24 protein-coding genes are annotated in these 21,874 nt (G+C 69.2%); 15 read left to right on the top strand and 9 right to left on the bottom strand.

What is annotated here, in order from left to right:
• The first annotated feature begins 87 nt into the window (after nt 1-87).
• The 3 genes from AC1DFR_RS02200 to AC1DFR_RS02190 are packed head-to-tail and all read left to right on the top strand — an operon-like array spanning nt 88 to nt 3,900.
• A complete protein-coding gene (locus tag AC1DFR_RS02200) occupies nt 88-933 on the top strand; it encodes a fumarylacetoacetate hydrolase family protein (protein WP_476872613.1) in 846 nt (281 codons plus the stop codon).
• Nucleotides 933-2,681 carry an FAD-dependent monooxygenase gene (locus tag AC1DFR_RS02195; RefSeq protein ID WP_476872612.1) on the top strand — a complete coding sequence of 583 codons (1,749 nt, stop codon included), beginning with the start codon at nt 933-935 and terminating at the stop codon, nt 2,679-2,681. Before AC1DFR_RS02200 ends, AC1DFR_RS02195 begins: the two co-directional genes overlap by 1 nt.
• A complete protein-coding gene (locus AC1DFR_RS02190) occupies nt 2,659-3,900 on the top strand; it encodes a DUF3500 domain-containing protein (RefSeq protein ID WP_476872611.1) in 1,242 nt (413 codons plus the stop codon). Before AC1DFR_RS02195 ends, AC1DFR_RS02190 begins: the two co-directional genes overlap by 23 nt.
• 117 nt (nt 3,901-4,017) lie before the next feature.
• Here the strand turns inward: AC1DFR_RS02190 and AC1DFR_RS02185 are convergent, their stop codons facing one another.
• On the bottom strand, nt 4,018-5,085 hold the full coding sequence (locus tag AC1DFR_RS02185; RefSeq protein ID WP_476872610.1) for a quercetin 2,3-dioxygenase: 1,068 nt from the start codon (nt 5,083-5,085) through the stop codon (nt 4,018-4,020).
• Nucleotides 5,086-5,404: 319 nt separating this feature from the next.
• On the opposite strand from AC1DFR_RS02185, the gene AC1DFR_RS02180 reads away from it, so the two are divergent.
• Nucleotides 5,405-5,560 (top strand): hypothetical protein, encoded by a 156-nt coding sequence (locus AC1DFR_RS02180; RefSeq protein ID WP_476849555.1) that lies wholly within the window; start codon nt 5,405-5,407, stop codon nt 5,558-5,560.
• Nucleotides 5,561-5,823: 263 nt separating this feature from the next.
• Complete coding sequence (locus AC1DFR_RS02175; RefSeq protein WP_476872609.1) at nt 5,824-6,156, top strand: YegP family protein; 333 nt, start codon at nt 5,824-5,826, stop codon at nt 6,154-6,156.
• Between the two features lie 70 nt (nt 6,157-6,226).
• Here AC1DFR_RS02175 and AC1DFR_RS02170 read toward each other — a convergent pair whose 3' ends face one another.
• From AC1DFR_RS02170 to AC1DFR_RS02160, 3 genes are all read right to left on the bottom strand, one after another.
• Complete coding sequence (locus AC1DFR_RS02170) at nt 6,227-6,493, bottom strand: hypothetical protein (RefSeq protein WP_476871500.1); 267 nt, start codon at nt 6,491-6,493, stop codon at nt 6,227-6,229.
• Between the two features lie 130 nt (nt 6,494-6,623).
• A complete protein-coding gene (locus AC1DFR_RS02165; RefSeq protein ID WP_476872608.1) occupies nt 6,624-7,295 on the bottom strand; it encodes a hypothetical protein in 672 nt (223 codons plus the stop codon).
• Nucleotides 7,246-7,674 carry a hypothetical protein gene (locus AC1DFR_RS02160; RefSeq protein ID WP_476872607.1) on the bottom strand — a complete coding sequence of 143 codons (429 nt, stop codon included), beginning with the start codon at nt 7,672-7,674 and terminating at the stop codon, nt 7,246-7,248. Before AC1DFR_RS02160 ends, AC1DFR_RS02165 begins: the two co-directional genes overlap by 50 nt.
• 158 nt (nt 7,675-7,832) lie before the next feature.
• Here AC1DFR_RS02160 and AC1DFR_RS02155 point away from each other — a divergent pair, with 158 nt between their 5' ends.
• From AC1DFR_RS02155 to AC1DFR_RS02140, 4 genes are all read left to right on the top strand, one after another.
• Complete coding sequence (locus AC1DFR_RS02155; RefSeq protein WP_230011359.1) at nt 7,833-8,339, top strand: sigma-70 family RNA polymerase sigma factor; 507 nt, start codon at nt 7,833-7,835, stop codon at nt 8,337-8,339.
• A complete protein-coding gene (locus tag AC1DFR_RS02150) occupies nt 8,336-9,052 on the top strand; it encodes an anti-sigma factor family protein (protein WP_230011360.1) in 717 nt (238 codons plus the stop codon). Before AC1DFR_RS02155 ends, AC1DFR_RS02150 begins: the two co-directional genes overlap by 4 nt.
• Nucleotides 9,053-9,115: 63 nt before the next feature.
• Nucleotides 9,116-11,809, top strand: coding sequence for an ATP-dependent helicase HrpB (gene hrpB, locus AC1DFR_RS02145; RefSeq protein ID WP_476872606.1), 2,694 nt, complete (start codon nt 9,116-9,118; stop codon nt 11,807-11,809).
• Between the two features lie 174 nt (nt 11,810-11,983).
• Nucleotides 11,984-13,207, top strand: a complete 1,224-nt coding sequence (locus AC1DFR_RS02140) for a macrolide family glycosyltransferase (RefSeq protein WP_476872605.1) — start codon at nt 11,984-11,986, stop codon at nt 13,205-13,207.
• A 23-nt stretch (nt 13,208-13,230) separates the two neighbouring features.
• On the opposite strand, the gene AC1DFR_RS02135 is transcribed toward AC1DFR_RS02140, so the two are convergent.
• Nucleotides 13,231-13,920, bottom strand: coding sequence for an alpha/beta hydrolase family protein (locus AC1DFR_RS02135; protein WP_476872604.1), 690 nt, complete (start codon nt 13,918-13,920; stop codon nt 13,231-13,233).
• Nucleotides 13,921-13,990: 70 nt separating this feature from the next.
• On the opposite strand from AC1DFR_RS02135, the gene ligD reads away from it, so the two are divergent.
• Nucleotides 13,991-15,016 (top strand): non-homologous end-joining DNA ligase, encoded by a 1,026-nt coding sequence (ligD, locus tag AC1DFR_RS02130; protein ID WP_476855982.1) that lies wholly within the window; start codon nt 13,991-13,993, stop codon nt 15,014-15,016.
• Between the two features lie 67 nt (nt 15,017-15,083).
• A complete protein-coding gene (locus tag AC1DFR_RS02125) occupies nt 15,084-15,221 on the top strand; it encodes a hypothetical protein (RefSeq protein ID WP_164468558.1) in 138 nt (45 codons plus the stop codon).
• Here the strand turns inward: AC1DFR_RS02125 and AC1DFR_RS02120 are convergent.
• Both AC1DFR_RS02120 and AC1DFR_RS02115 read right to left on the bottom strand, forming a co-directional pair.
• Complete coding sequence (locus AC1DFR_RS02120) at nt 15,211-15,477, bottom strand: hypothetical protein (protein ID WP_476849564.1); 267 nt, start codon at nt 15,475-15,477, stop codon at nt 15,211-15,213. The genes AC1DFR_RS02125 and AC1DFR_RS02120 overlap by 11 nt on opposite strands.
• Nucleotides 15,478-15,687: 210 nt before the next feature.
• Complete coding sequence (locus tag AC1DFR_RS02115; protein WP_043436051.1) at nt 15,688-16,035, bottom strand: hypothetical protein; 348 nt, start codon at nt 16,033-16,035, stop codon at nt 15,688-15,690.
• Between the two features lie 211 nt (nt 16,036-16,246).
• On the opposite strand from AC1DFR_RS02115, the gene AC1DFR_RS02110 reads away from it, so the two are divergent.
• From AC1DFR_RS02110 to AC1DFR_RS02100, 3 genes are all read left to right on the top strand, one after another.
• Complete coding sequence (locus AC1DFR_RS02110) at nt 16,247-17,530, top strand: class I SAM-dependent methyltransferase (protein WP_476872603.1); 1,284 nt, start codon at nt 16,247-16,249, stop codon at nt 17,528-17,530.
• A gap of 71 nt (nt 17,531-17,601) precedes the next feature.
• The gene (locus AC1DFR_RS02105; RefSeq protein WP_476872602.1) at nt 17,602-18,639 is read left to right on the top strand and encodes a pirin family protein; all 1,038 of its coding nucleotides are present in this window, start codon (nt 17,602-17,604) and stop codon (nt 18,637-18,639) included.
• A gap of 97 nt (nt 18,640-18,736) precedes the next feature.
• Nucleotides 18,737-19,084 carry a GNAT family N-acetyltransferase gene (locus tag AC1DFR_RS02100; RefSeq protein ID WP_476872601.1) on the top strand — a complete coding sequence of 116 codons (348 nt, stop codon included), beginning with the start codon at nt 18,737-18,739 and terminating at the stop codon, nt 19,082-19,084.
• Between the two features lie 30 nt (nt 19,085-19,114).
• Here AC1DFR_RS02100 and AC1DFR_RS02095 read toward each other — a convergent pair whose 3' ends face one another.
• Both AC1DFR_RS02095 and AC1DFR_RS02090 read right to left on the bottom strand, forming a co-directional pair.
• The gene (locus tag AC1DFR_RS02095) at nt 19,115-19,693 is read right to left on the bottom strand and encodes a TMEM175 family protein (RefSeq protein WP_028276784.1); all 579 of its coding nucleotides are present in this window, start codon (nt 19,691-19,693) and stop codon (nt 19,115-19,117) included.
• Nucleotides 19,694-19,774: 81 nt separating this feature from the next.
• Nucleotides 19,775-20,104, bottom strand: a complete 330-nt coding sequence (locus tag AC1DFR_RS02090; RefSeq protein WP_476849568.1) for a carboxymuconolactone decarboxylase — start codon at nt 20,102-20,104, stop codon at nt 19,775-19,777.
• Nucleotides 20,105-20,428: 324 nt separating this feature from the next.
• On the opposite strand from AC1DFR_RS02090, the gene AC1DFR_RS02085 reads away from it, so the two are divergent.
• Entirely contained in the window at nt 20,429-21,868 is a 1,440-nt protein-coding gene (locus tag AC1DFR_RS02085) for a DUF2252 domain-containing protein (protein ID WP_476871511.1), read from the top strand.
• Nucleotides 21,869-21,874 lie beyond the last annotated feature (6 nt).

The raw sequence follows: 21,874 nt of genomic DNA, 5'->3' as shown, positions 1-21,874 counted from the left end.
GACCAGGGCAGCTTTGCCGTGCCAATTTTCCACGATCACCACTTCCCTCACCGCGCCCGTCCGGGCGGAACCTGAAAGGCCCTTCACATGCAGTACATCGGCATCACCCACGACGGCGCGGCCTGGGTTGCGGCCCTGGCCGACAGCCGGGTCTACCCACTGGCTCCGGTCCAGGATTTCTGGGCGGATGCCGCCGGCTGGCAGGAAAAGTCCCTGTCCCTGACGGCCGGCGGCGCGTCGCTGAACCGGGCGGACGTCACCGAAGTCCCGCTGGTCCCGCCCACCGCCCGCGTGATCTGCGTGGGATTGAACTACCGCGCCCACGCCGCCGAGGGTTCCTTCTCCGTGCCCGAATACCCCACGCTGTTCGGCCGGTGGACCGCGTCCCTTTCGGTCGGCAATGTCCCCGCGCCCGTGCCCGCCGGCGAGGCCGGGCTGGACTGGGAAGGCGAAGTCGCCGCCTACGTGGGCCGGCGGGTCGAATCCGCGGACGAGGCCACCGCCGCGGAAGCCGTCTTCGGCTACTCCACCTTCAACGACCTCACCGCGCGGCGGGCCCAAAAGCTCACCGCCCAATGGACCCTGGGAAAGAACGGCGACTTCAGCGGCCCCCTCGGCCCGCTGGTCAGCCGCGACGAGGCCGGGGACCTACGCGAGGGATTGCAGGTCCGGACCCGTGTCAACGGCACCGAGGTCCAGAACGGCAACACCCGGGACATGATCTTCTCCGTCCCGGCCATCATCGCCCTGATCAGCCAGACGATGACCCTGCATCCCGGTGACGTCATTGCCACGGGAACCCCGGAGGGGGTCGGCTACGTCCGGACCCCGCCGTGGCTCCTGCAGCCCGGCGACACGGTCGAAGTGGAAATCGACACCCTGGGAACGCTCACCACGCCCGTGGGCGGCCCGTCACTGCGGGCACGGGCCTGATGACGGCCGTCAACAACGCGGCCCTCGGCGACCTGCCGGAGCGGGTGCCGGTGCTGATCGCCGGCGGAGGACCCAGCGGGCTGTACCTGGCCCTGGACCTGGCGCACCGCGGCATCCACAGCCTCGTCATCGAGCCGAGGACCACCATTGACCAGGACCGGCCGCGCGCCAAGACCACGAACGCCCGCACCATGACGCACCTGCGCCGCCTCGGGCTTGCCGACAAACTCCGCGACGCCGCGCCGCTGCCGGTCTCCTACGCCCAGGACGTCATCTTCTGCTCCGCCCTCACCGGCCACGAAGTCACCCGGTTCCGCCAGGCCTTCCAGCTCGTCCCTGGCCGGTATGGTCCCCAGCCGGAATGCGGGCAGCAGGTCCCGCAGCCCGTCATGGAGGCCGTGCTGCGGGAGGCCGCCGCCGAATCCCCACTCGTCACGCTGCTGACCGGCCTGAGCGTGGAAGACCTGGACATCAACCAGGGCGGCGGCACGCCGGGCCCGGGCCGGCCGCGCTTCGGCTCGCGCGTGGCGGTGTCCGACGCAACCGGGCGGCGCAAGGCCGTGGACTGCAGCTTCGTCGCCGCGGCCGACGGCGGTTCCTCCACCGTGCGCCGCCGGCTGAACATCCGCCTCGCCGGGGGCTCCGCCGAGCTCTCCAACATCAGTGTCCTGTTCCGTTCCGACACCCTCGCCGCCGCGATCACCCTGGACCCGGCCGTCCAGTACTGGGTCCTGGGACCCGAGGTTTCGGGCATGGTGGGGCGGCTGGACCTCGGCAGCACCTGGTGGGCCATCATCCAGGGCGTGGACGGCAGCGCATCACCCGACGCCGGACGCCTGGTCCGTTCGCTCGTCGGGGCCGACGTCGACGTCGAGGTCATCGCCACCGACCCCTGGACGGCCCGCATGCTGCTCGCCCCGGGATACGGGCACGACGGCGTGTTCCTGGTCGGGGACGCGGCGCACCTGAATCCGCCCTGGGGCGGGCACGGGTTCAACACGTGCATCGGCGACGCCGCCAACCTGGCCTGGAAGATCGCCGCCGCCCTGGCGGGCTGGGCCGGCCCGGCCCTGCCCGGCAGCTACGAGCTGGAGCGCCGGCCCGTCGCGGCCCGGACCATCCGCGACGCCGCCGCCAACGGGAAGTCGCTGGCCTACCACTTCGCGGACCCGGCCCTGGGCCGGGCGGATGCGGACGGCGAGGCAGCCCGGCGGGTCGCCAAGGAGGCGCTGGCCGTCAAACAAAGCGAGTTCGACTCGCTGGGACTTGTGCTGGGCTACACGTACGGCTCCTCGCCTCTGGTCGTCCCGGACGGACTGCCCGTCCCCGCCGAGGACCCCGTCAGCTACGACCCCTCCGCCAGCCCCGGATCGCTGCTGCCGCACGCCTGGCTCGACGCGACAACGTCGCTCTATGACCTGCTGGACACCGGCTTCACCCTCCTGGTGGACCGCGACAGCCTGGGCGGCGCGGCCGCCGGACAGGCCTGCACGGCGGTCCTGGCCGCCGCCGCGATCCACAAAATCCCGCTGTCCGTCGTCGACGTCGGACCCGACCAGCACGGAACCCCGATGACCACGCACTGGCAGGCCGCCGCGGTGCTGGTCCGCCCGGATCAGCACGTCGCCTGGCGGGGGACCGACCCCGCGGGGGCCGCCGCGGCCATTGGCGTGGCCGCCGGCTGGCCGCTGGCAACACCATCCGAAGAACCCGACAGGAGAACACGTGTCCGTGCCGTCCTTCCGTGACTATCTCTACCCGCCCGACCATCCGCGGGTGGCGCAGATCCGTGGCCTGGATGCCCGCGGCTATGCCGAGGCGGCAAAGACCGATCCCTTCGCGGGTCCCATGATCCAGGGCTGGGCCGCCCAATACCCCGAGCCTTTCACCGGGGTGACCAGCGACGGTGTCCACCGGGCCGGGCTGTACCCCCTCGAGCCGGCACCGGCGGGGGAGGAGGCGCCGGCGGCCGCCATGACGGCCGCCGCCCGGGACCTGCTGGCACGACTCACGCCGGCCCAGGCCGAACAGCTCCGCTACGGGGTGGACGCGCACGAATGGCAGAGCTGGGCCAACCCGGAATTCCTGCAACATGACACGGGCCTGCGCCTGGACGAGCTGGACCAGGGCGTGCGCGAACAGATCCTGGCTATCTTTGCGGCGAGCCTGAGTCCGGCCGGCTACGGGCTGGTCCGGAACCTGATGCGGATCAATGGATTCCTGGGCGGCCTGGTGGAGCTGCCGGAGCTGATGAACGAGTTCAGCTACAACTTCGCCCTCTACGGTGACCCGTCGGAGACGGCCCCGTGGGGCTGGCAGCTCTTCGGCCACCACGTGGCGCTCAACGTCCTGGTGGCCGGGACCCAGCTGGTGGTCTCGCCGGTGTTCCTCGGCGCCGAACCGGACGTTATCGACGCCGGCCCGCACCAGGGCGTGGCCGTTTTCAAGGAGCGGATCGCCCTGGCGCGGCGCCTGATGCAATCCCTGCCCGGGCCGCTGCGGGACGAGGCCACGCTCTTCGCGGACATGCAGGACCCGGCCATGCCGGAGGGCAGGCTGCACCCCGGGGACGAACGGCACCTGGCCGGCTGCTTCCAGGACAACCGCGTGATTCCCTACGAGGGCATCCCGGTCAACGCGATGCCCGCCGCGGCACGCGCGATCCTGGACGAGCTCGTGGCAGACTTCATCGCGTTCCTCCCCGACGGGCCGCGGACCGCCCGCCGGCGGGAGATCGCGGCCCACTGGGACGAAACCTGGTTCTGCTGGATCGGCGGATGGGAGGCGCAGGACGCCTTCTACTTCCGGCTGCAAAGCCCCGTGCTGGTCATGGAACTGGACCACCACACGGGCGTCTTCCTCAGCAATGACACCCCGGCCCCGTTCCACATGCACACGGTGCTGCGCACCCCGAACGGCAACGACTACGGGCGCGAGCTGGTGCGCCAGGCTCTGCACGCATCATGAACCGCTGACAAGCCGTCCACCGACGCGAATGGCCCGGAACCCTCCGAAAAGGGTTCCGGGCCATTCGCGTGGGACCTGCAGCCGGACCGGAAAACCGGGCCAGATGCCCCGGTCCGCCTAGATGTCCAGCGCAGCCCTGCGCTGCGGCGGGGGACCCACCACGGTCAGGTCCATCTCGGCCTGGGCCCGGCCGAAGCCCTCCATGTCCATGTAGGGCTCGCCGCCCTCGGTGTATATGTAGTCCTCCGTGGGCTTGTTGAAGTACTCGAAGAAACCGTTGAAGACCGACGGCGTCAGGAACCCGACCATCTGGGTGTTGTGGGAATCGAAGGCGAAGGAGTGGATGGTCCCGGCCGGGGCGTGGAGGAAGTCGCCCTTGGTGAGCAGCACTTCGCGGCCGTTGGCGTAGATCCACATCCGGCCCTCGGTGCAGAGGAAGTTTTCCGTGTGCTGTTCGTGGAAGTGCAGCGGAATGTAGGGGGACTTGGCACCCTTGGTGTGGACGGCGAAGTAGTTCGATCCCGTGTTCGCCGGCCGGGACAGGTACGTGAACATGGTCTGGTAGCTGACCATCCGCTCGCCCTCGCCGGCACTGAGGAAGTACGGGCTCTGGGCCGCCGGCAGCCCGGCGTCCTGCCGGAAAGACGGTGCCACCCGTTCGACGTCGGGGAACGTCATGCCGAATTCGGCTCCTACCGCCGCGCACTCCTGCAGGCTGGGCTTCCGGCCCGGGGTGACAGGAGGGACGTGCGAATCGATGGGTGTGCCGACGCGTTCGTAGTAGGCCTCGGCGCCGCCCGGGGTCATCCAGTTCAGGAACCGGGTGTAGTGGCTTGCCATCCGGTACGCGTGCGGGGTTCCCGGCGGGATCACCACGGAATCCCCGGGAGTCAGGATGCGGCTTTCGCCCGGCAGCCAGACGTGCAGGACGCCGTCGAAGACATACAGCGTTTTGTGTTCCACCGCGTGGCTCACAAACGGCGATTCGGTCCCCATGCCGCCGGAGATGTAGGCGGCGCTGAAAATGCCGCCGGTGTCCGCAGCCCGGGCGATCACCGTGACCAGCTGGCCGTTGATCTCATAGCGGGCGCCTTCGCCCGACGCCATGTAGTACGGGACGGCGTCGCCCGGCAGCACATTCGCCAACGGGAGCTCTTTGTTCATTTCCTCAACGCTGAGGGACATCGCATCCTTCTTTCCTGTCTGTGGAGCGCGGGCTGCCCCCAAGACTGCCCCTGATTCTCCGCCGCGGCGACCTCCATTTCCAATGAATGAAACACTTCTGCCCGTCGCTCCGGGCTGTTGGGCGCCGGGAAGCCGTTGGCGGCGGCCTGCGGGCGGTCACGGGTAGGCGCCCGCGGCCTTTCGCCGATACGGTCCAAAGTCCCTGTTTTGGTGTCAGTGCTCCCGGTTAGTCTTGCGTGAGGCGCATGGCGGTCCGTAATGCGAGCCGGTGCGCCTCCAGCCAAGAACAATGGGGGGTACGTTGTCCAACGATTCAGTCATGACCTGGTTTCCCGGCGACGCAGGCCGCACCGCGGCAGCCGAGCCTTCAGAGCGGAGCGAGGCCGTCGCCCCCTCCTGGGACCGCGTCATCCCGCAAGGGTCTCCCGGCGCCAGCCGCGGTGACTACTGCCGCGACCATTGGCCGCCCCTGTAGGGGTACCGCGAAGGCGCCAGTGTTCCTGCCCGCGGCGGACCCAGACGGCGGCTGCCCGCGCACGGCTGTTGGCTTTTATTTACCTGGGATTTACGTGACTTGCCTTGTGGGCGTTCCACGGCCGCAGCGAGACTTTAATGACGGGCTGACATCATCCGTTCAGCCTCAGGGACAAACCAAACCAGCGGGCAGCAGCGACGCTTTCCCCTTCACCCCGTGGCAATGATGTCCGGACGGGGAGCCCGCGAATCGGGAGGATCGCCATGGCCGGCACATTTGAACTCTTCGTTGACGCCGATGCCTGCTTCAGGTTTCGGCTCAGGGCACCGGACGGGGCAGTACTGGCCGTGTCAAAGGGCTTCGCGGACAAGCCTGCAGCGGTTGCCGGCATCACCGCGGTGCGCGAGTACGCCGGCATGGGGCTGATCAGTGATCTGTGCCCGGAGCCGCCGGCAAGTCCGGTGGCTCCGCGGCCGAGAAGCACTCCGACTCCGGTGCCCGGCGTCGACCGGCGGGTGCACGACAACGACCTCCGGATCCGCGCCCGCGCCCTCCGCCGCCCGGCGCACGGGCCGGGCGCGGTTGGCGTCGGCTGATCCGGCAGGGCCCGCGGCGACCCGGCCGCGGCAAACGGCCCAGGCGGACGTTGGGTGGCCAGGGGCGCCGCTACGGGTCCATTCCGGCGTGCACCGGAACAAATTCGATCTTGTTCGCGGGTTGAACCGTTTTCCTGGGCGCCCGCGAGAACCCCTTGGCATCCAGGTGGTTCTGCGCCCGGTACTCTGCCAGGGCCTTGTCGTAGATGCCGTTGAGCCGGTGCCCGGAATAGACGTGTTCTGAGCCATCGGTGAACGTGATGCTGATGAGCGATTTTTCCGGGAAGTGCCGGTTCATGCGGATGAACCCCTCGGCGTCTTGCTTGAGATTGATCATGTGGTTCCCACTTTCGTGATCGAGTTGATCCAGTCTCCCGCCTTCGCTGTGACTAAACCAACCGGCCAGGACCAGCCGGCTTCCTTCGACGGTCCAGGCCACCCTGCTCGATGGGGATGGGGCCGTGCCCCTATTCGGGGGCATACGCGTCCACCGCTTGCTGCAGCACGGGGCTGAAGCGGTCCCAGGAATCGGCCGGCGTGGCCACAACCAGGACGCTGCTTCCCCGGGTTCCTGCAACGAGGCAGGCAATTTCACGGTATTTGTGGGCACCGATCCGCGTTACATAGGTGTCTTCCACGCAGGAACCGGTGCCTCCCCGGAACCCCATTCCGGCGCGGTACTGCAGCCGGCTCGCGGATGCGGCGTTCTCGCCCGTGAGATGGGCCAGCCGGAATTCGGGCCAATTGGCCAGCGACTCGTCGCCCTGCTGCGGCGTGGCGTTGAGATAGATCTGGAGGTCCCCGTCGGGGGCGGTGACGGTCGCGGACACGCTGCCGGGGTCGCCCGGCACGGGAGCGGCATCAGGTGGGATGGCCAGCACGGCTGTGGTGTCCGGAAGCTCCAGCGGCTGCCATCCTGCCGGGGCCGGTCCGGCACGGAACCACGCGAACGGGGTGGGGCCGGAGGCAGGCGCCGCCGTCTGGTTCCCGGCCGGACTGCCGCACGCGCTGAGGGCCAAAGCCGCTAGCGCCGCCGGCACCCCGAACAGGAGCCCCCTGCCGGTGCCCGGCCCAAGCGCCCCGTGGCTGCTACCTGTTGCCGTCACCGTCGTCCGGTCCTCCGTTGTTGTCGGCATCATGATCGTTTCCGGCAGGCACCCGGGCGGGCGGCGGAACCATGGGCCGCGGCGCCGGTGGAACGACGCGCCGCGGGGCGGGCGCCGGCGGCCGGATCATGGGTGCCGGGGCGGGCGGCGCAGCGTACCGTGGCGGAGCCGGCACAACGGGCGGGGCAACGGTCGACGGCGGAGCCGGCACAACGGGCGGGGCAACCGTCGACGGCGGAGCCGCGTTGCCGGCTGGGTCCTTGGGCGACGGCGTGGGGGTCCCCGTCGCAGGAACTGACGGGACTGTGTAGGGGGCCGGTGCCGGCGTCGCTGTGCGCCCGGCGAAGCAGGCCCCCAGCAGCAGGATGGCGCCCAACGCCGCGGCGGCAGTCGCCGGGCGAAGAATCTTCATTGTGCTCTCCTTTGGGATGGCCGGCCAGGGGCGGCCGGACCTGTCCCTACAACGGTTCCGGCAGCCTGCAGGTTCAACGCCGGCTGCGGCCATTGACCGCGCCGGGCGCAAGTGAACTGTTTGCCCCCCGGCGTCGTCCTACCTCCAAGGAGGCGGAAATGTCCGATCAGGAGGCCGAGTTACTGCGATCGCTGCAGGAGGCTTACGGCCCGGCGCTATGGCGGTTCGTCATGGGGATGACCCGTGACAGCGCCCTGGCGGATGACGTCGTGCAGGAGACGCTGATCCGCGCGTGGAAACACCCGGCGATTCTGCGGCGCCCGGAGACGGCGGTGCGGGCCTGGCTTTACACGGTTGCCCGCAACCTCGTCATTGATGACCGGCGCAGCGCCCGGCGCCGGCACGAAACGGGAACCGATCAGCTGCCTGAGATTCCGGAGGCGGACCGGGTCGACAGGATCCTGGACGGGTGGCTTGTCTCGGATGCGCTCGCCGGGCTGTCCGCCGAGCACCGGGCCGTCGTCATTCATTCGTACTATTTGCGGGAGACGACCGCCGAGATCGCGCAAAATCTTCAACTGGCCGAGGGAACGGTGAAGTCGCGCCTGCACTACGCGCTGAGGGCGATGCGGCTGGCCCTGCAGGAGGGAGGCGTGACGCCATGAACCAGAACGGAACCGATGAGTACCGCCGCTGGGATGCCGCGTACGTGCTGGGTTCCCTCATCTCCTCGGAGCGGCGCGAGTTCGAGGAGCACTTGTCCGGCTGCGCGGGCTGCAGGGCCGCCGTCGCCGACCTTGCCGGACTGCCGTCGCTGCTGGCAGCACTCTCACCCGAGGAAGCCCAGTCCCTCGGGCGGACGGACGGCGAACGGCGGACGCCGACGTTGCAGCCCGGGCTGGCGCATAAGGTCCAGCGCGGCCGCCGGCGCACCCGCCTGGCTGTCGCCGGGATCATGCTGGGCGCCGCTGCCGCCGCAGGCGCGGTTTACGTTGAGGTCACGGCCTCCCCGCCCCCGGCTGCCCAGATCCAGGCCGCATCCGCGACGGCCCTGGACTTCACGCCGGTCGCCGACAGCGCCATGGTGGCCACCGGATCCCTGACCACGCAGCCGTGGGGAACGCAGATCGACTGGCAGTGCACGTACACGCCGTCCCCGGCCGACTACGCTCTGCCGGGTGGTCTCCGCGCGCCGGAAGAGTACGGATTGGTGGTTGTCGACTCCCGCGGCGCCACGACCCAGGTGGCCACCTGGACGGCAACGCCGGGGACAGTGGCGACGCCGACGGCCACCACGGTTGTCCCGAGAGCCGATATCCGCAGCATTGAAATCCGCGCCGTCGCGAGCGGCAAGACGCTGCTGGCCGCGCGCCCGTAGCGCCGGCACAGCGGCGCGGCGCCGGATGGATGGCCAGGACTCCATTGCAGGGACAATGGAGGCGTGACTTCCGCGACCGCACCCCTGGACCCAGCCTGCGCGAAGGGCCTCTTCGACCTCGGCGCCATCGGGGCTGGCCTGGCCTTTGCGGAATCGCTGGGAGCCCTCGCGGCGGCATTGCAGGCCGGCGGTGCGGGGGCGTCCGCGGTGGTGCAGGCGCCTCCTGGCACAGGCAAGACAACACTGGTGCCGCCGCTGCTCGCCAACATCGCCGCCGGCGTGGGGGGCGGGCGCCCGCGGATCGTGGTCACCCAGCCGCGCCGCGTCGCTGCCCGTGCGGCCGCCCGGCGCATGGCCGCCCTGGACGGCACCCGGCTCGGCGACCGCGTGGGCTACACGGTCCGCGGGGAACGCCAGACCGGCCCGGGTACCGTGATCGAGTTCGTTACCCCCGGCATCCTGTTGCGCCGCCTCCTCGCGGACCCGGGGCTCGAGGGCACGGACGCCGTGATCCTCGATGAGGTCCACGAACGCGGGCTGGAGACCGACCTCCTCGTTGGCATGCTCGCCGAAGTCCGCCAGTTGCGCGGCGACCTCGCCCTCGTCGCCATGTCGGCCACCCTCGATGCCCCCCGCTTCGCCGCCTTGATTGGAGACGCACCGATCGGTGGGGCGGCGGACGGAAATGACGACGGCGGCGGCCCGGCACCGGTCATCGACTGTCCGTCCGTGCTGTTTCCGCTGGACGTGGAATGGGCCCCCGCGCCGGCGCCGCGGCTGGATGAGCGGGGCGTGGCCCGGGCCTTCCTGGACCATGTGGCCGACACGGCAGCGGCCGGGCACGCGGCCGCGTTGGCTGGCGGACGGGATCTGGACGCCCTGGTGTTTGTTCCCGGCGCCTGGGAGGTTTCCTACGTGGCTGCGCGGCTCCGCGGCCGGAGCCGCGCCGAGGTTCTTGAACTCCACGGCCAGGCCCCGCCGGCGGAGCAGGACCGCGCCGTCTCCGGGCGTGAGCCCGGCGGGGCTGCCCGGATCATCGTTTCCACCGCACTCGCCGAGTCCTCCCTCACTGTTCCGGGCGTCCGGCTGGTCATCGATTCCGGGCTGTCCCGCGAGCCGCGGCGCGACGCCGGCCGCGGAATGTCCGGACTCGTGACGGTGTCCTGCTCCCGGGCGTCCGCGGACCAGCGTGCCGGCCGTGCCGCACGCCAGGGCCCGGGCACGGTGATCCGCTGCTATGACCAGCGGGCCTTTGGCGCTGCGCCGGCGCACCCGGCGCCGGAGATCGCGGCAGCTGACCTGACCGGCGCCGCCCTGGTCCTGGCCTGCTGGGGATCCCCCGGCGGCCGGGGACTGGCGCTGCCGGACGCGCCGCCCCGGGCCGCGATGGACGAGGCCGTCGAAGTGCTGCGGGAACTCGGCGCCGTCACCGCGGAGGGTCACGCAACCGAGGTGGGCAAGACCCTGGCCCGGGTCCCGACTGATCCCCGGCTGGCCCGCGCCCTGCTGGACGGCGCCGCGACGGTGGGCTACCGCACGGCGGCCGAGGCCGTTGCCCTGGTCTCGGGGGACCAGCGCGCACCGGGCGCAGACCTCACCAGGCTGCTTGCCGCGCTGCGGACGGGCCGGGATCCCGGATCCCGGCGCTGGTCGGAGGACGTCCGGCGGATGGAGTCAATCGCCCGGCAGGAATCCACCGGTGGCGGGCATCAGAAGCCATCCGGCGCCGCGCCGCTTGCATCTGCTGGGGCCGTTGGTGCCGCGGAGGCGGTCGGGTTCGTCGTCGCCCTGGCTTTCCCGGACCGGGTGGCGCGCCGCGTTCCGGGCCAGGGGCCGGCGCAATACCTGCTGACCTCCGGAACGCGGGCCGGGTTGCCGGCCGGCAGCGCCCTGTCCGGGCACGAATGGCTGGGAGTGGCCGAAGTGTCCCGCGCACAAGGGCGCGACGCCGCGGGGACCGGTGCCGTCATCCGCTCTGCGGCGCCGCTGACCGCGGACACCGCAGAGGCCGCCGCCGGCAACCTCCTGAGCGACACGCTGCAGGCGCGGTTTAGCCAGGGCCGGGTCTCGGCCCGGCGGGAGCGCCGCCTGGGCGCGATCGTGCTCTCGTCCACCCCGGTGCGGCCTCCTGCGGAGGAGGGCCGCGCAGCCGTGGCCCGCGCCCTGGCCAGCGAGGGGCTGGCCACCATCGGATGGTCGAACGCGGCGGACGGCTTGCGCCGCCGTCTTGCCCTGCTGCACCGGGAGCTGGGCGGGGCATGGCCCGACGTTTCCGAACCGGCGTTGCTGGCCCGGCTGCAGGACTGGCTGGCCCCGGAGCTCGCGGCGTTGGCCGGCGGGGCGTCGACGGGCGGGATCGACCTCGCCGGCCCGCTGAGCCGGCTGCTGCCGTGGCCCGAGGCGGCCCGGCTGGGCGAACTGGCACCCGAGTCGCTGGCGGTCCCCAGCGGATCCCGGATCCGGATCGATTACCCGGACGCGGCAGACGCCACCGGCCGGCCCGTAGTGGCCGTCAAGCTGCAGGAGTGCTTTGGCTGGGCCGAGACGCCGCGACTGGCCGACGGGCGCGTGCCGGTGCTGTTCCATCTGCTCTCGCCGGCCCGCCGGCCCCTGGCCGTGACAGACGATCTCGCGTCCTTCTGGTCCGGGCCCTATGCCCAGGTCCGGGCCGAAATGCGCGGCCGCTATCCGCGGCACCCGTGGCCAGAAGACCCATGGACCGCACCCGCGACAGCCCGGACCAAGCCGCGGAACTGACGCCGGACCGGCAGCCCGGCGCTGCCAACTGACCACTCGCGCCGCCCGGGCAACAGGGGCATGATGAAGGAGCACGACACCGGCGGGCCTCCCGGCCCGCGGGACGCCGGGCAAACAGGCCGGTCAAACGGGCCGGTCAAACAATAATCAGCCACGCGATGAAGAGTGATGGCCATGCACCTTGCGTTCGTCTCCATTCCCGCCTACGGACACGTGAACCCGACCCTGCCGCTGGTGGCGGAGCTCGTGGCCCGGGGGCACAGGGTCACATATTTCACGTCCGCCGACTTCGGACCGCTGATCCGCAAGGCCGGCGCGGACTTTCACGCGTCCGGCGGGAACTGGATGGCATCGCTGCCCGCCCTGGGGCCCGGGCAGCGGGCACAGGCGCACCTGATGCTGCCGATCATGCACCGCGTGTTCGAGGACCTCAGAACCAGCTTTCCGGCGTTGGTCGATCAACTCCGCCAGGACCCGCCGGACGCTATCTGCTTTGACGCGATGACGCTTAGCGGCAGCATGGCGGCGGAAAAGATCGGCGCCCCGGCCATTGCCCTCATGCCCACTTATGCCACCAACGAGCACTTCTCGCTGAGATCGCTGATGCCTGCCCAGCCACCGGACGGCGCCGATGAGATGGCCAAGGTTGCGCTGGCCATGGGCCGATTGCTGGCGGAGTTCGCGGCCGGGCAGGGCGTGCGGACACCGCGGATGTTCGATGGTCCGCCTGCGCCGTTCAACATCGTGTTCCTACCCCGCGAATTCCAGCCCATGGGGGCGACCTTCGATGACCGGTTCCGGTTTGTGGGTCCCAGCGTCGGCGGCCGGGATACCGACGGCGAATGGGAGCGTGAGGGAACGGGACCGCTGTTGTTCATTTCGCTGGGCACCACCCCGCTGAACCGCCGGCCGGACTTCTTCCGGATGTGCCTTGATGCCTTCGGCGGAAGCGAGTGGGACGTCGCGATGGCCGTTGGGGACCAGACCAGCCTGGCCGATCTCGGCACGATTGCGCCGAACGTCCGGGTCCGGCCGTTCTTCCCGCAATTGCAGGTACTGCGCCGGACCGCCGTCTTCATCACCCACGCCGGCATGAATTCGACCATGGAAGCGCTGTATTACTCCGTCCCAATGGTGGCCGTGCCCCAGCAGCCGGAACAGGCGGCCACCGCCCGCCGGCTGGAAGAACTGGGTCTGGGCAGGCGCCTTGCTCCGGAGGATGTCGGGTCCGACGCGCTCCGGGCCGCGGTCACCGCGGTCCATACGGACGAGCTGGTCCGGCGCAACCTGGCCGCGATGCGCGATGTTGTCCGCAGCGCGGGAGGGGCCGTGGCTGCCGCCGACGCCATCGAGGCGCGTGTGCAGCACGGGGCGGGCCGGTTCGGCGACGTCGGCTAGGCCGGGCCGTGATGCCAGACCGGTCAGGGGAGCGCGGCCGCGGGAATATCGCCGTGTGTTTTCAGGAAGTCGGCGACCGTCGCCGCCAGTGACGCCCCCGCCTCGTCGGCACTGCGCTTCGCGCCGGCAACGGCAAAGGAGTGGTCCCCGCCCTCGCGCCACTCCACCGTCGCGGACGGCCCGATTTTGGCCGCCACGGCCTCGAGCAGTTCCGGGGTGGCGAACGTGTCCCGCGTGCCCTGCAGGAACAGCATCGGCAGCGTCAGCCCGTAGAGGTGCTCGTCGCGGAGCTTTTCCGGTTTCCCCGGCGGGTGCAGCGGGTAGCCCAGATAGACCAACCCGGCGGCAGGCATGCCTTCCGCGACGGCCATTGAGGCCATGCGTCCGCCGAACGATTTCCCGGCGGCCCACAACGGCCGGCCCGCGGAACGGGACGCGGCTGCGGCCATGGCCGCCCGCCAGGTGGCGATGGCAGCCGGCGGCCGGTCCGGGAATTTTCGTCCTGCCTCGCGGTAGGGGAAGTTGAAGCGCAGGGTGGCGACGCCGAGTTCGTTCAGGGCGCGGGTGAAGCCCACAAGGAACGGATGGTCCATTCCCGCCCCGGCGCCGTGGGCAACAACCAGGGTTGCGAAGGAGTCCTCGGGCCCGGCAAAGACGCCCGACACTGCGGCGTCGCCGGCTTCAAGGGTGATCGGGAACTCGGGCGTTGTCATGTGTCCATCATGCCGGGTGGACGGCTGTTCCGCTCTTCAACTGTCCACGCCGCCGGGGTAGGTTGTCCCCATGGCCAAGGAAGAAGTCCACCTCACCGTCAGCGGTCCGCACGGCGACCGGGAGTTGCGGGTGTCCAGCCCGGCGAGGGTTCTCTGGCCCGGCCCGGGACTGACCAAACTGGACCTGGCCCGGTACCTGGTGGACGTCGGGGACGCCTTCCTGGCCGCGAACGGGGACCGGCCGGTAACGCTCCAGCGGTTCAAGGACACGGTGGACGGCGAGCAATTCTTCTCCAAGAACCCGCCCAAGGGTGCCCCGGACTTCATCCGCGCGGTCGACGTCGTCTATCCAAGCGGACGCACGCATCCCCAGCTGGTCATTGACGAAATCGCCGCCGCGGTGTGGGCGGTGCAGATGAATACGGTGGTCTTCCACCCCTGGGCCTCCCGGGCCGGCAAGCCGGATTATCCGGACGAGTTGCGGATCGACCTCGACCCGCAGCCCGGTACCGGGTTCGTCGATGCCGTTCCGGTTGCACGCGAGTTGCGGCGCGTACTCGCGGAGGCCGGGCTGGAGGCCTTCATCAAGACCTCGGGCAACCGGGGGCTTCACGTCTTTGCCCCGATCGAGCCGACCCGGGAGTTCCTGGACGTGCGCCACGCCGTCATCGCGGCAGCCCGCGAACTCGAGCGTCGGATGCCCGCGCAAGTCACCACCGCGTGGTGGAAAGAGGAACGCGGCGCCCGCATCTTCGTCGACTTCAACCAGGCGAACCGCGACCGCACGATCGCGGGGGCCTACAGCCCGCGCGCACTCGCCAACGCGACGGTGTCGTGCCCGATCCGCTGGGAAGAGCTCGGGTCCGTCGACCCGGCTGATTTCACGATCGCCACCGTTCCGGAGCGGCTCAAAGTTTCCGGCGATCCGTGGGAGGGCATGCACGCAGGCGGCGCCGGCTCCGTCGATCTTTTGCTGGAATGGTGGAACAGAGACCTCGAAGCCGGGCTGGGGGAGCTGCCGTTCCCGCCGGACTTCCCGAAGATGCCGGGGGAACCGCCGCGGGTGCAGCCGAGCCGGGCGCGCAACAGCGGCTGAGGCTGCCCGCGCGGACGGGCAACACCCGCCGGCCCATCCGTGGCCGCTCCTGCATCGAATTACCGGCATGAGCAAGTCGGAGAAGAAGAACCTGCGGTATTGCGACTACTACTGCTTCATGTCGCTGAAGGACTTCGCGGCCTGGGTCGACGCCGACGACGACCGGGAACCCGCCATGTCCTACGCCGGGACCCCTACCAGGTAAGTTCCTGGGCCTTTATTACGTAGTGGCCGTCCCGCTCGGTGAACGTGGCCCGGTACCCGCGTTTGACCCCGTTAACCACCATCTGGCAATCCGTATGCGTGTTGACCTTGATATCCGGGAAGTTCTTGCACTCCACTTCGGAAATCGTGACACCAGGGTCCGTGGGTTTGGCGCGGGCCTTGATCCGCTCGGCCAGAACCTTGCCGCTGGTCTGCGGATCGAAGACCACCACGGACGGCGGGGCCGTCGCCGTCACCGTGGTTGTGGGGCCCGGTATGGCCGGGGGAGCGCCGCAACCCGTCATCAGGAGCGCCGCGCCCAGGCTTGCTGCACATGCAGTTCTGAATAAGTTCATCGTCGATCAAGTCCGTCCGACGCCCGACCACAGGGCTGCCCGAGACCCAGGCTGCCAGACCCAACGATGCCCGGACGGGCTTGGGGAATCCTTGGCCCTGCGGCCGCGGTGCTAGCGGTGGGAACGGACAGTGCGAAGAATGCCGCGGATCGAAACGCCAACGGCGCACACCAGAGGGGCCAGCGCCACCAGAAGGACGACGGTGTTGGGCCGGAACGTCATGCGGCCCGAGGAGCCCTTGGCGTAGACGCCCAGGGGCAAGACGAAGCCGCCGCCCCCGCCTCCACTTCCGCCGCTGCCGGGCTGGGCGTCTTCCGGGCTGCTGCCTCCGCCGAAGCCGAAGGACACCACCGCTACCGGGACGATCTCTTCTCCTGCGATGTTCACGGCGGGCCCGTAGGCCCGGGACACACCGACATTCTTGAACGTGTCCACGAGGGACGAGAAAGACTCAGACATAGGACACACCATAGGCAACAGCACCCCCACGCGCCAGAGGCGTCCGCCGCTGATGCTTTGGGCAGGCGTGGTGTGCAGGGAAGACGGGAGGGGCGGGGAAAGGAATCGGAACCAAAGCTCTGGTTGCCGGGCGTGTCATGCCCTTAGATTTGGAACAGGCGGGCTCAGCCCGCAGCACCGGAGACGAGGCACTGGAATTGAGGCACTGGACATGACGGCATCCACGAATGCGGCTTCACGGCTGGCTGACGCGCTGGCGATCATCCTTGGCACCGACGGCATCCCCCTGCGGCTGAAGGCCTGGGACGGCTCGGAAGCGGGACCGGAAGACGCTCCAGTCGTCGTTTTCCGGTCCCGGCGGGCACTTCGACGGATGCTGTGGTCCCCGGGACAGCTTGGACTGAGCCGCGCCTACGTGGCCGGCGATATCGAGGCACCCGGCGACATCTTCGCTGCCTTCGCGGCCATCAGTGCGGCGGGAAAGTTCGCCGAGCCCGGACCGTTCCGGCCGCCGACGCCCGGCGAGGTGTTCGCGCTGGTCAAAACAGCTGTCCGGCTCGGCGCGCTCGGAACGAACCCGGCGCCGCCGCCGGAGGAAGCGCGCGTGAGCCGGCACGGCCGGCGGCATTCCAAGGGGCGCGATGCCGCGGCCATCTCCCACCATTACGACGTCGGGAACGACTTTTACGCCCTCGTCCTGGGCCCTTCCATGGTGTACTCGTGCGCGGTCTGGGAGTCGGACGAGACCGGGCTAGACGCCGCCCAGAACGCCAAGCTCGATCTGGTCTGCCGCAAGTTGGGGCTCCAGCCGGGCATGCGGGTGCTGGATGTGGGATGCGGTTGGGGCAGCCTGGCGCTGCATGCCGCGCAACACTATGGGGCCGACGTCGTCGGGGTGACGCTCTCGGTCGAACAGGCGGCCCTGGCCCGTAAGCGGGCGGCGGACGCCGGACTCACGGACCGGGTGGACATCCGGGTGCAGGACTACCGCGACGTGGACGACGGGCCGTTCGACGCGATCAGCTCCATCGGCATGTCAGAGCATGTAGGGCGCGAGCAGATCCAGCACTATTCTTCCCACCTGCAGGGCCTGCTCCGGCCGGGAGGACGGCTGCTCAACCACGCGATTTCCTGGAACGCCGGCGCGACCCCGCCGGACCCTGACTCCTTCATTCCCCGTTATGTCTTTCCGGACGGCGAGATGCTCAGCCTCTCGGAGATGGTCGCTGCACTCGAATCGGCGGGCCTGGAGATCATGGACGTCGAGGCGTTGCGGCCCCACTATGCCCTGACGCTCAGGGCGTGGGTGCGGAACCTGGAGGAGCACTGGGACGAGGCCGTGCGCTTGGCCGGGCTGGGTAGGTCCCGGGTGTGGCGGCTCTACATGGCCGCGAGCGCACTCGGCTTCGAGGCTGGCATCACGGGCGTGAACCAGATCCTGGTCCAGCGCCCGGGCGGCGCGGAACCCCCATTGCGCCGTTCGGCCTGGATGTGAGGCCCGGTCCTGGAAGTCCATGCCGTGTGCCGAAGGCTGACCCGCGGACCGCGCGAAGCTAGGCTGTCATCATGAGCAATACCGAAGTCGCGCCCCAGGAAATCCTTTGCGAAACGGACGGGACCTGCGCCGGCGTCGAACTCCTGGTTCCGCGGCAGGTCCCGCTGGGCGGCCCCCGCGCGATGGATGTGCGGCGCACCCTTCCGCAGCGCCAGCGCAGCCTCATTGGGGCGTGGTGCTTCCTGGACCACTACGGCCCGGACCAGGTCGGCGATTCCGGCGGCATGAAAGTCCCGCGCCACCCGCACACCGGGCTTCAAACCGTCAGCTGGCTGTTCACAGGCGAAATCGAACACCGGGATTCGGCCGGCTTCCACGCTGCGGTGCGGCCCGGTGAAGTGAACCTCATGACCGCCGGCCGCGGCATCAGCCATTCGGAATTTTCCACCCCGGACACCACCGTCCTGCACGGCGCGCAGCTGTGGGTGGCGCTGCCGGACACGGCACGCCACATGGCGCCCACCTTTGAGCACTACCGTCCGGAGCCGGTCAGCGGAAACGGCTGGACCATGCGCGTCTTCCTGGGCGCACTCGCCGGGTCCGTCTCGCCCGTCACCACCCACACGCCCCTGCTCGGTGCCGAGCTCCTGCTCGAAGCGGGGACGGAGCTGACGCTCGCAACAGATGTGTCCTTCGAACACGGCCTGCTCGTGGACTCGGGCAACCTTGCCCTGGACGGGCAGCCGGTCCCGACGGACAACCTCGCGTACCTGCCCGTCGGCCACGGGTCCCTGACCCTGGTCGCGGGCAGCGAGGGAGCCCGCGTTCTCCTCATTGGCGGAGAGCCGCTGGGCGAAAAAATCGTGATGTGGTGGAACTTCGTCGGCCGCAGCCATGAGGAGATCGTCGCGTACAGGGACCAGTGGCAGTCCGAGATCGGCGCGGACTCCGGCACTGCGGACTCCAGCGCGGGCGCCGGCACTGCGGACTCCGGCGCGGACGCCGGCGGGCGAGCATCCGACCTGCGGTTCGGCCCGTTCCCGCCCGGCGGCCCCGCCGCTCTCCCTGCCCCGGCCCTGCCGAATGCCCGCATCCGGCCCCGCGGCTGACCTGTTCATTCCGGCAGGCCCATACTGGCAAGCCCAGCCAGCCCTGCACCCGTAAGCCCGACTGCCGGGCCAATCCGGCCCGCTCAAGGAGACCATATTGACCACGATCACCATCAGTAACAACCCGCAGCGCAGCCGTTTCGAAGTGCTCGACGCCGGCACCGTGATCGGCCAGGCCGCTTACGTGGACGACGTCGGGGCGGGCCAGCGGATTTTCTACCACACGGAGATCAACGAGGAATATGGCGGCCGCGGGCTGGCCGGGGTGCTGGCCGCGCAGGCACTCGATGAGACTATCGCCGCGGGCCTCACGATCGTTCCGGTGTGTCCCTACATCAAGAAGTACTTGGGCAAGCACCCGGGCTACGCGGCCCACGTGGTACCGCCGGCCCCGGCGCATCTGCGGTTCCTGAGCGCCTCGCTGGCCCAACGCGTCCGGCAGTAGCCGCTCCGGGACACACCTGCGCCTCTGGACTCACGTGTGTGCGATGAACCGCTCCACACGCCGGTCCGGGATGAGCCAGATCGCGGCGACCACCGAATAGGCGGCGATCCCCAAGAGCGGGTTCACCAGGCTGAGCCCCATCCCGGCGATGTAGAGCGCCGGCGATCCCTTGCCCTTCCAGTCCTGCCCCATGGCCCGGTCCAGCGCGCCGCCGCGTCCCTGCTGGCGGATCAGGGTTGTTTTCAGGATGTAGTAGGCAATGGCGGCGAACAGCAGGTCCAGCCCATAGACGAGGACGGGTACCTCCGCCAGGCCCGTGTCATTTATCCACCGGGTGGTGAAGGGGATGAGGGAGAGCCAGAACAGCAGATGCAGGTTTGCCCAGAGCACCCCACCGTTGATCCGCCCGGCCAGATGCAGCATGTGGTGGTGGTTGTTCCAGTAAATCCCGACATAGATGAAGCTCAGCAGGTAGCTGAGCAGCGTTGGAAGCTCGTGAAGCAGGGCCGGCCAGGTCGGTTCGGCGGGGACGTGAAGCTCCAGCACCATGATGGTGATGACGATCGCCAGCACGCCGTCGCTGAAGGCCTCCAGCCGGTTCTTGTTCATGGGCCGCCTTTAGTCAGGGCATCGTGGCAGATGCAACGAGGAACTGCCGACGCCGTGACGTGCGGTTCGTAAGTAAGGGTACTAGTCCGGGGTCCCTGCTTCGAGTTCTTCCTCCGCCATTTCGAGGGCAAAGCCCAGCGCCTGGACGAGATTGGTGGTCGCCGCCACGATCCGGGGAGTGCCGACGATGGGTGCAACGGCGATCAGGATGCCCCGGACATCCTCCAAGGTGATGCCGACGTCTACGGCGGTACCGGCGTTGAACAGGTAGGAGGCGCCCGGGGCGTCGACTGCCGCGAGCGCCGCAATCCGGGCCAGCATCAGTTCGCGAGGCTCAAGGGTGGAGCGTTCGAGCGAAACGGCGGTGATGTCGGCGAGGACGGCGAGAACAGGTGCTTCTTCTTCGGCCATGGTTATGTCTCCATCTGGTTTCAGTGTTGTGCGCCGAGTGACGCGACGTGAGCGGATCGGCCCGACTCGTCATGAACGTAACCCGCCACGACCAGGGGTGGCATCACCCGAACCGCATGAATCGATGGGTCAGTCGCCCGGCTGCGGAACAGATGGCGTTTTGAGCCTGCGCTGCGGGATCCATCAGCGATGCGTTGACGATGGGCCGGTTCGGGGCCAGAATCGCAGTAGCTTGAGCCGAGACGCAGTGGCGCGCTCGGCGGGGACTGACCCAGGCAAGCAGTGCCGGTGGCGGTTCCGGACCTAACAGGGAGGTCGCCGATCATGGCCGAGACCAAAAAAGTCAAGCATCCGAGTGTCGAGGAGCGTGCTGCGAAGGGCAAGGGCCGCCGGGAAAAAACGCCCGTCTCCAGCCACACAGGCTGGGTTCCCGCGCCCGACCGCCCGGATCCGGTCGCGCTGCTCGAGGAACAGAACCTCACCCGCGAACAAGACCTCGTGCCGGTGCGGCACGGCCGGATGCTGGTCTCACCGTTCACGTTTTACCGGGGCGCCGCCAAGATCATGGCAACCGATCTGAAAGACACCCCCCGGGCCGGCCTGGTATCCCAACTGTGCGGCGACGCCCATCTTTCCAACTTTGGCGTCTTCGCCTCACCAGAGCGAACCCTGTTGTTCGATCTCAACGATTTCGACGAAACACTTCCCGGCCCATTTGAGTACGACGTCAAACGCATGGCCGCGAGCTTCACCATCGCGGCGCGGAACAACGCGTTCACCAAGGAAGAAACGCGCGACGCGACACTCACCGCCGTTCGGGCTTACCGCGAGGCGATGGCAGAGTTCGCACAGATGGGCACCCTGGACATCTGGTACGCCCGTCTGTCCGAGGAACAGCTGATGGAAACCATTGAGCTGGCCGTGGCAACCCAAAAGGGCAAGGCCCTCAAGAAGGCAGCCCACGGCATGGAAAAGACGGCGAAACAGAACGTCGCCAAGGCCCACACCCGCGACAGCCTGCAGGCACTCTCCAAGCTCGCCGAGCGGGTGGACGGGGAGTACCGGATCGTCAGCCAGCCGCCGATCGTCATTCCCTCACGGGAGCTGGGGGAATCATTCGGCATGTCTGCGGATGGGATTCAGAAAGCGGTTCGTGAGCAGCTCCGTTCCTACCGGGCCACGCTGCCAGACGACCGACGAATCTTGCTGGAGCGCTTCGAGGTCATCGATGTCGCCCGCAAGGTGGTGGGCGTCGGCAGCGTCGGCACACGGGCGTTCATCGCCTTGCTCCAGGGCCGCGATGAGCAGGATCCGCTGTTTCTGCAGGTCAAGGAGGCCACAAGGTCAGTGCTCGAGGACCACCTGCCGAAGAGCAAGTTCAAGCAGCCGGGCGAGCGCGTGGTGCAGGGCCAGCGGATGATGCAGGCCGCGAGCGACATCTTCCTGGGGTGGACCAAGGGCGTGCAGGACAACCGGTACCTCTACTGGCGCCAACTGCGTGACATGAAGGGCTCAGCCATTGTGGAAGGCATGAAACCGCTCGGCATGGGTTTCTACGCCAACGCCTGCGGCTGGACCCTCGCCCGTGCCCACGCCCGGTCAGGGGACCCGATCGCAATCGCCACTTACTTGGGTAAGAGCGACAAGTTCGAACGCTCCATCAGCGATTTTTCCGAGCGGTACGCGGACCAGAACGAAAAGGACTACCAGGCCTTCGCCGAGGCGGTTCGCTCGGGGCGGCTGGAAGCTACTGAGGGCCTCTGATCGCGG

The organism is Arthrobacter sp. 05T410 (genome assembly GCF_056396505.1).
The sequence above is the reverse complement of the archived record's forward strand: the minus strand, read 5'-3'. Positions and strand labels throughout refer to the sequence as shown.

Excerpts from the sequence above, each read along its gene's own strand:
- AC1DFR_RS02200 (WP_476872613.1), top strand. The coding sequence starts at position 88 with ATGCAGTACATCGGCATCACCCACGACGGCGCGGCCTGGGTTGCGGCC.
- AC1DFR_RS02195 (WP_476872612.1), top strand. The coding sequence starts at position 933 with ATGACGGCCGTCAACAACGCGGCCCTCGGCGACCTGCCGGAGCGGGTG.
- AC1DFR_RS02185 (WP_476872610.1), bottom strand. The coding sequence starts at position 5,085 with ATGTCCCTCAGCGTTGAGGAAATGAACAAAGAGCTCCCGTTGGCGAAT.
- AC1DFR_RS02180 (WP_476849555.1), top strand. The coding sequence starts at position 5,405 with ATGACCTGGTTTCCCGGCGACGCAGGCCGCACCGCGGCAGCCGAGCCT.
- AC1DFR_RS02175 (WP_476872609.1), top strand. The coding sequence starts at position 5,824 with ATGGCCGGCACATTTGAACTCTTCGTTGACGCCGATGCCTGCTTCAGG.
- AC1DFR_RS02170 (WP_476871500.1), bottom strand. The coding sequence starts at position 6,493 with ATGATCAATCTCAAGCAAGACGCCGAGGGGTTCATCCGCATGAACCGG.
- AC1DFR_RS02165 (WP_476872608.1), bottom strand. The coding sequence starts at position 7,295 with ATGATGCCGACAACAACGGAGGACCGGACGACGGTGACGGCAACAGGT.
- AC1DFR_RS02160 (WP_476872607.1), bottom strand. The coding sequence starts at position 7,674 with ATGAAGATTCTTCGCCCGGCGACTGCCGCCGCGGCGTTGGGCGCCATC.
- AC1DFR_RS02155 (WP_230011359.1), top strand. The coding sequence starts at position 7,833 with ATGTCCGATCAGGAGGCCGAGTTACTGCGATCGCTGCAGGAGGCTTAC.
- AC1DFR_RS02150 (WP_230011360.1), top strand. The coding sequence starts at position 8,336 with ATGAACCAGAACGGAACCGATGAGTACCGCCGCTGGGATGCCGCGTAC.
- AC1DFR_RS02140 (WP_476872605.1), top strand. The coding sequence starts at position 11,984 with ATGCACCTTGCGTTCGTCTCCATTCCCGCCTACGGACACGTGAACCCG.
- AC1DFR_RS02135 (WP_476872604.1), bottom strand. The coding sequence starts at position 13,920 with ATGACAACGCCCGAGTTCCCGATCACCCTTGAAGCCGGCGACGCCGCA.
- ligD (WP_476855982.1), top strand. The coding sequence starts at position 13,991 with ATGGCCAAGGAAGAAGTCCACCTCACCGTCAGCGGTCCGCACGGCGAC.
- AC1DFR_RS02125 (WP_164468558.1), top strand. The coding sequence starts at position 15,084 with ATGAGCAAGTCGGAGAAGAAGAACCTGCGGTATTGCGACTACTACTGC.
- AC1DFR_RS02115 (WP_043436051.1), bottom strand. The coding sequence starts at position 16,035 with ATGTCTGAGTCTTTCTCGTCCCTCGTGGACACGTTCAAGAATGTCGGT.
- AC1DFR_RS02110 (WP_476872603.1), top strand. The coding sequence starts at position 16,247 with ATGACGGCATCCACGAATGCGGCTTCACGGCTGGCTGACGCGCTGGCG.
- AC1DFR_RS02105 (WP_476872602.1), top strand. The coding sequence starts at position 17,602 with ATGAGCAATACCGAAGTCGCGCCCCAGGAAATCCTTTGCGAAACGGAC.
- AC1DFR_RS02095 (WP_028276784.1), bottom strand. The coding sequence starts at position 19,693 with ATGAACAAGAACCGGCTGGAGGCCTTCAGCGACGGCGTGCTGGCGATC.
- AC1DFR_RS02090 (WP_476849568.1), bottom strand. The coding sequence starts at position 20,104 with ATGGCCGAAGAAGAAGCACCTGTTCTCGCCGTCCTCGCCGACATCACC.
- AC1DFR_RS02085 (WP_476871511.1), top strand. The coding sequence starts at position 20,429 with ATGGCCGAGACCAAAAAAGTCAAGCATCCGAGTGTCGAGGAGCGTGCT.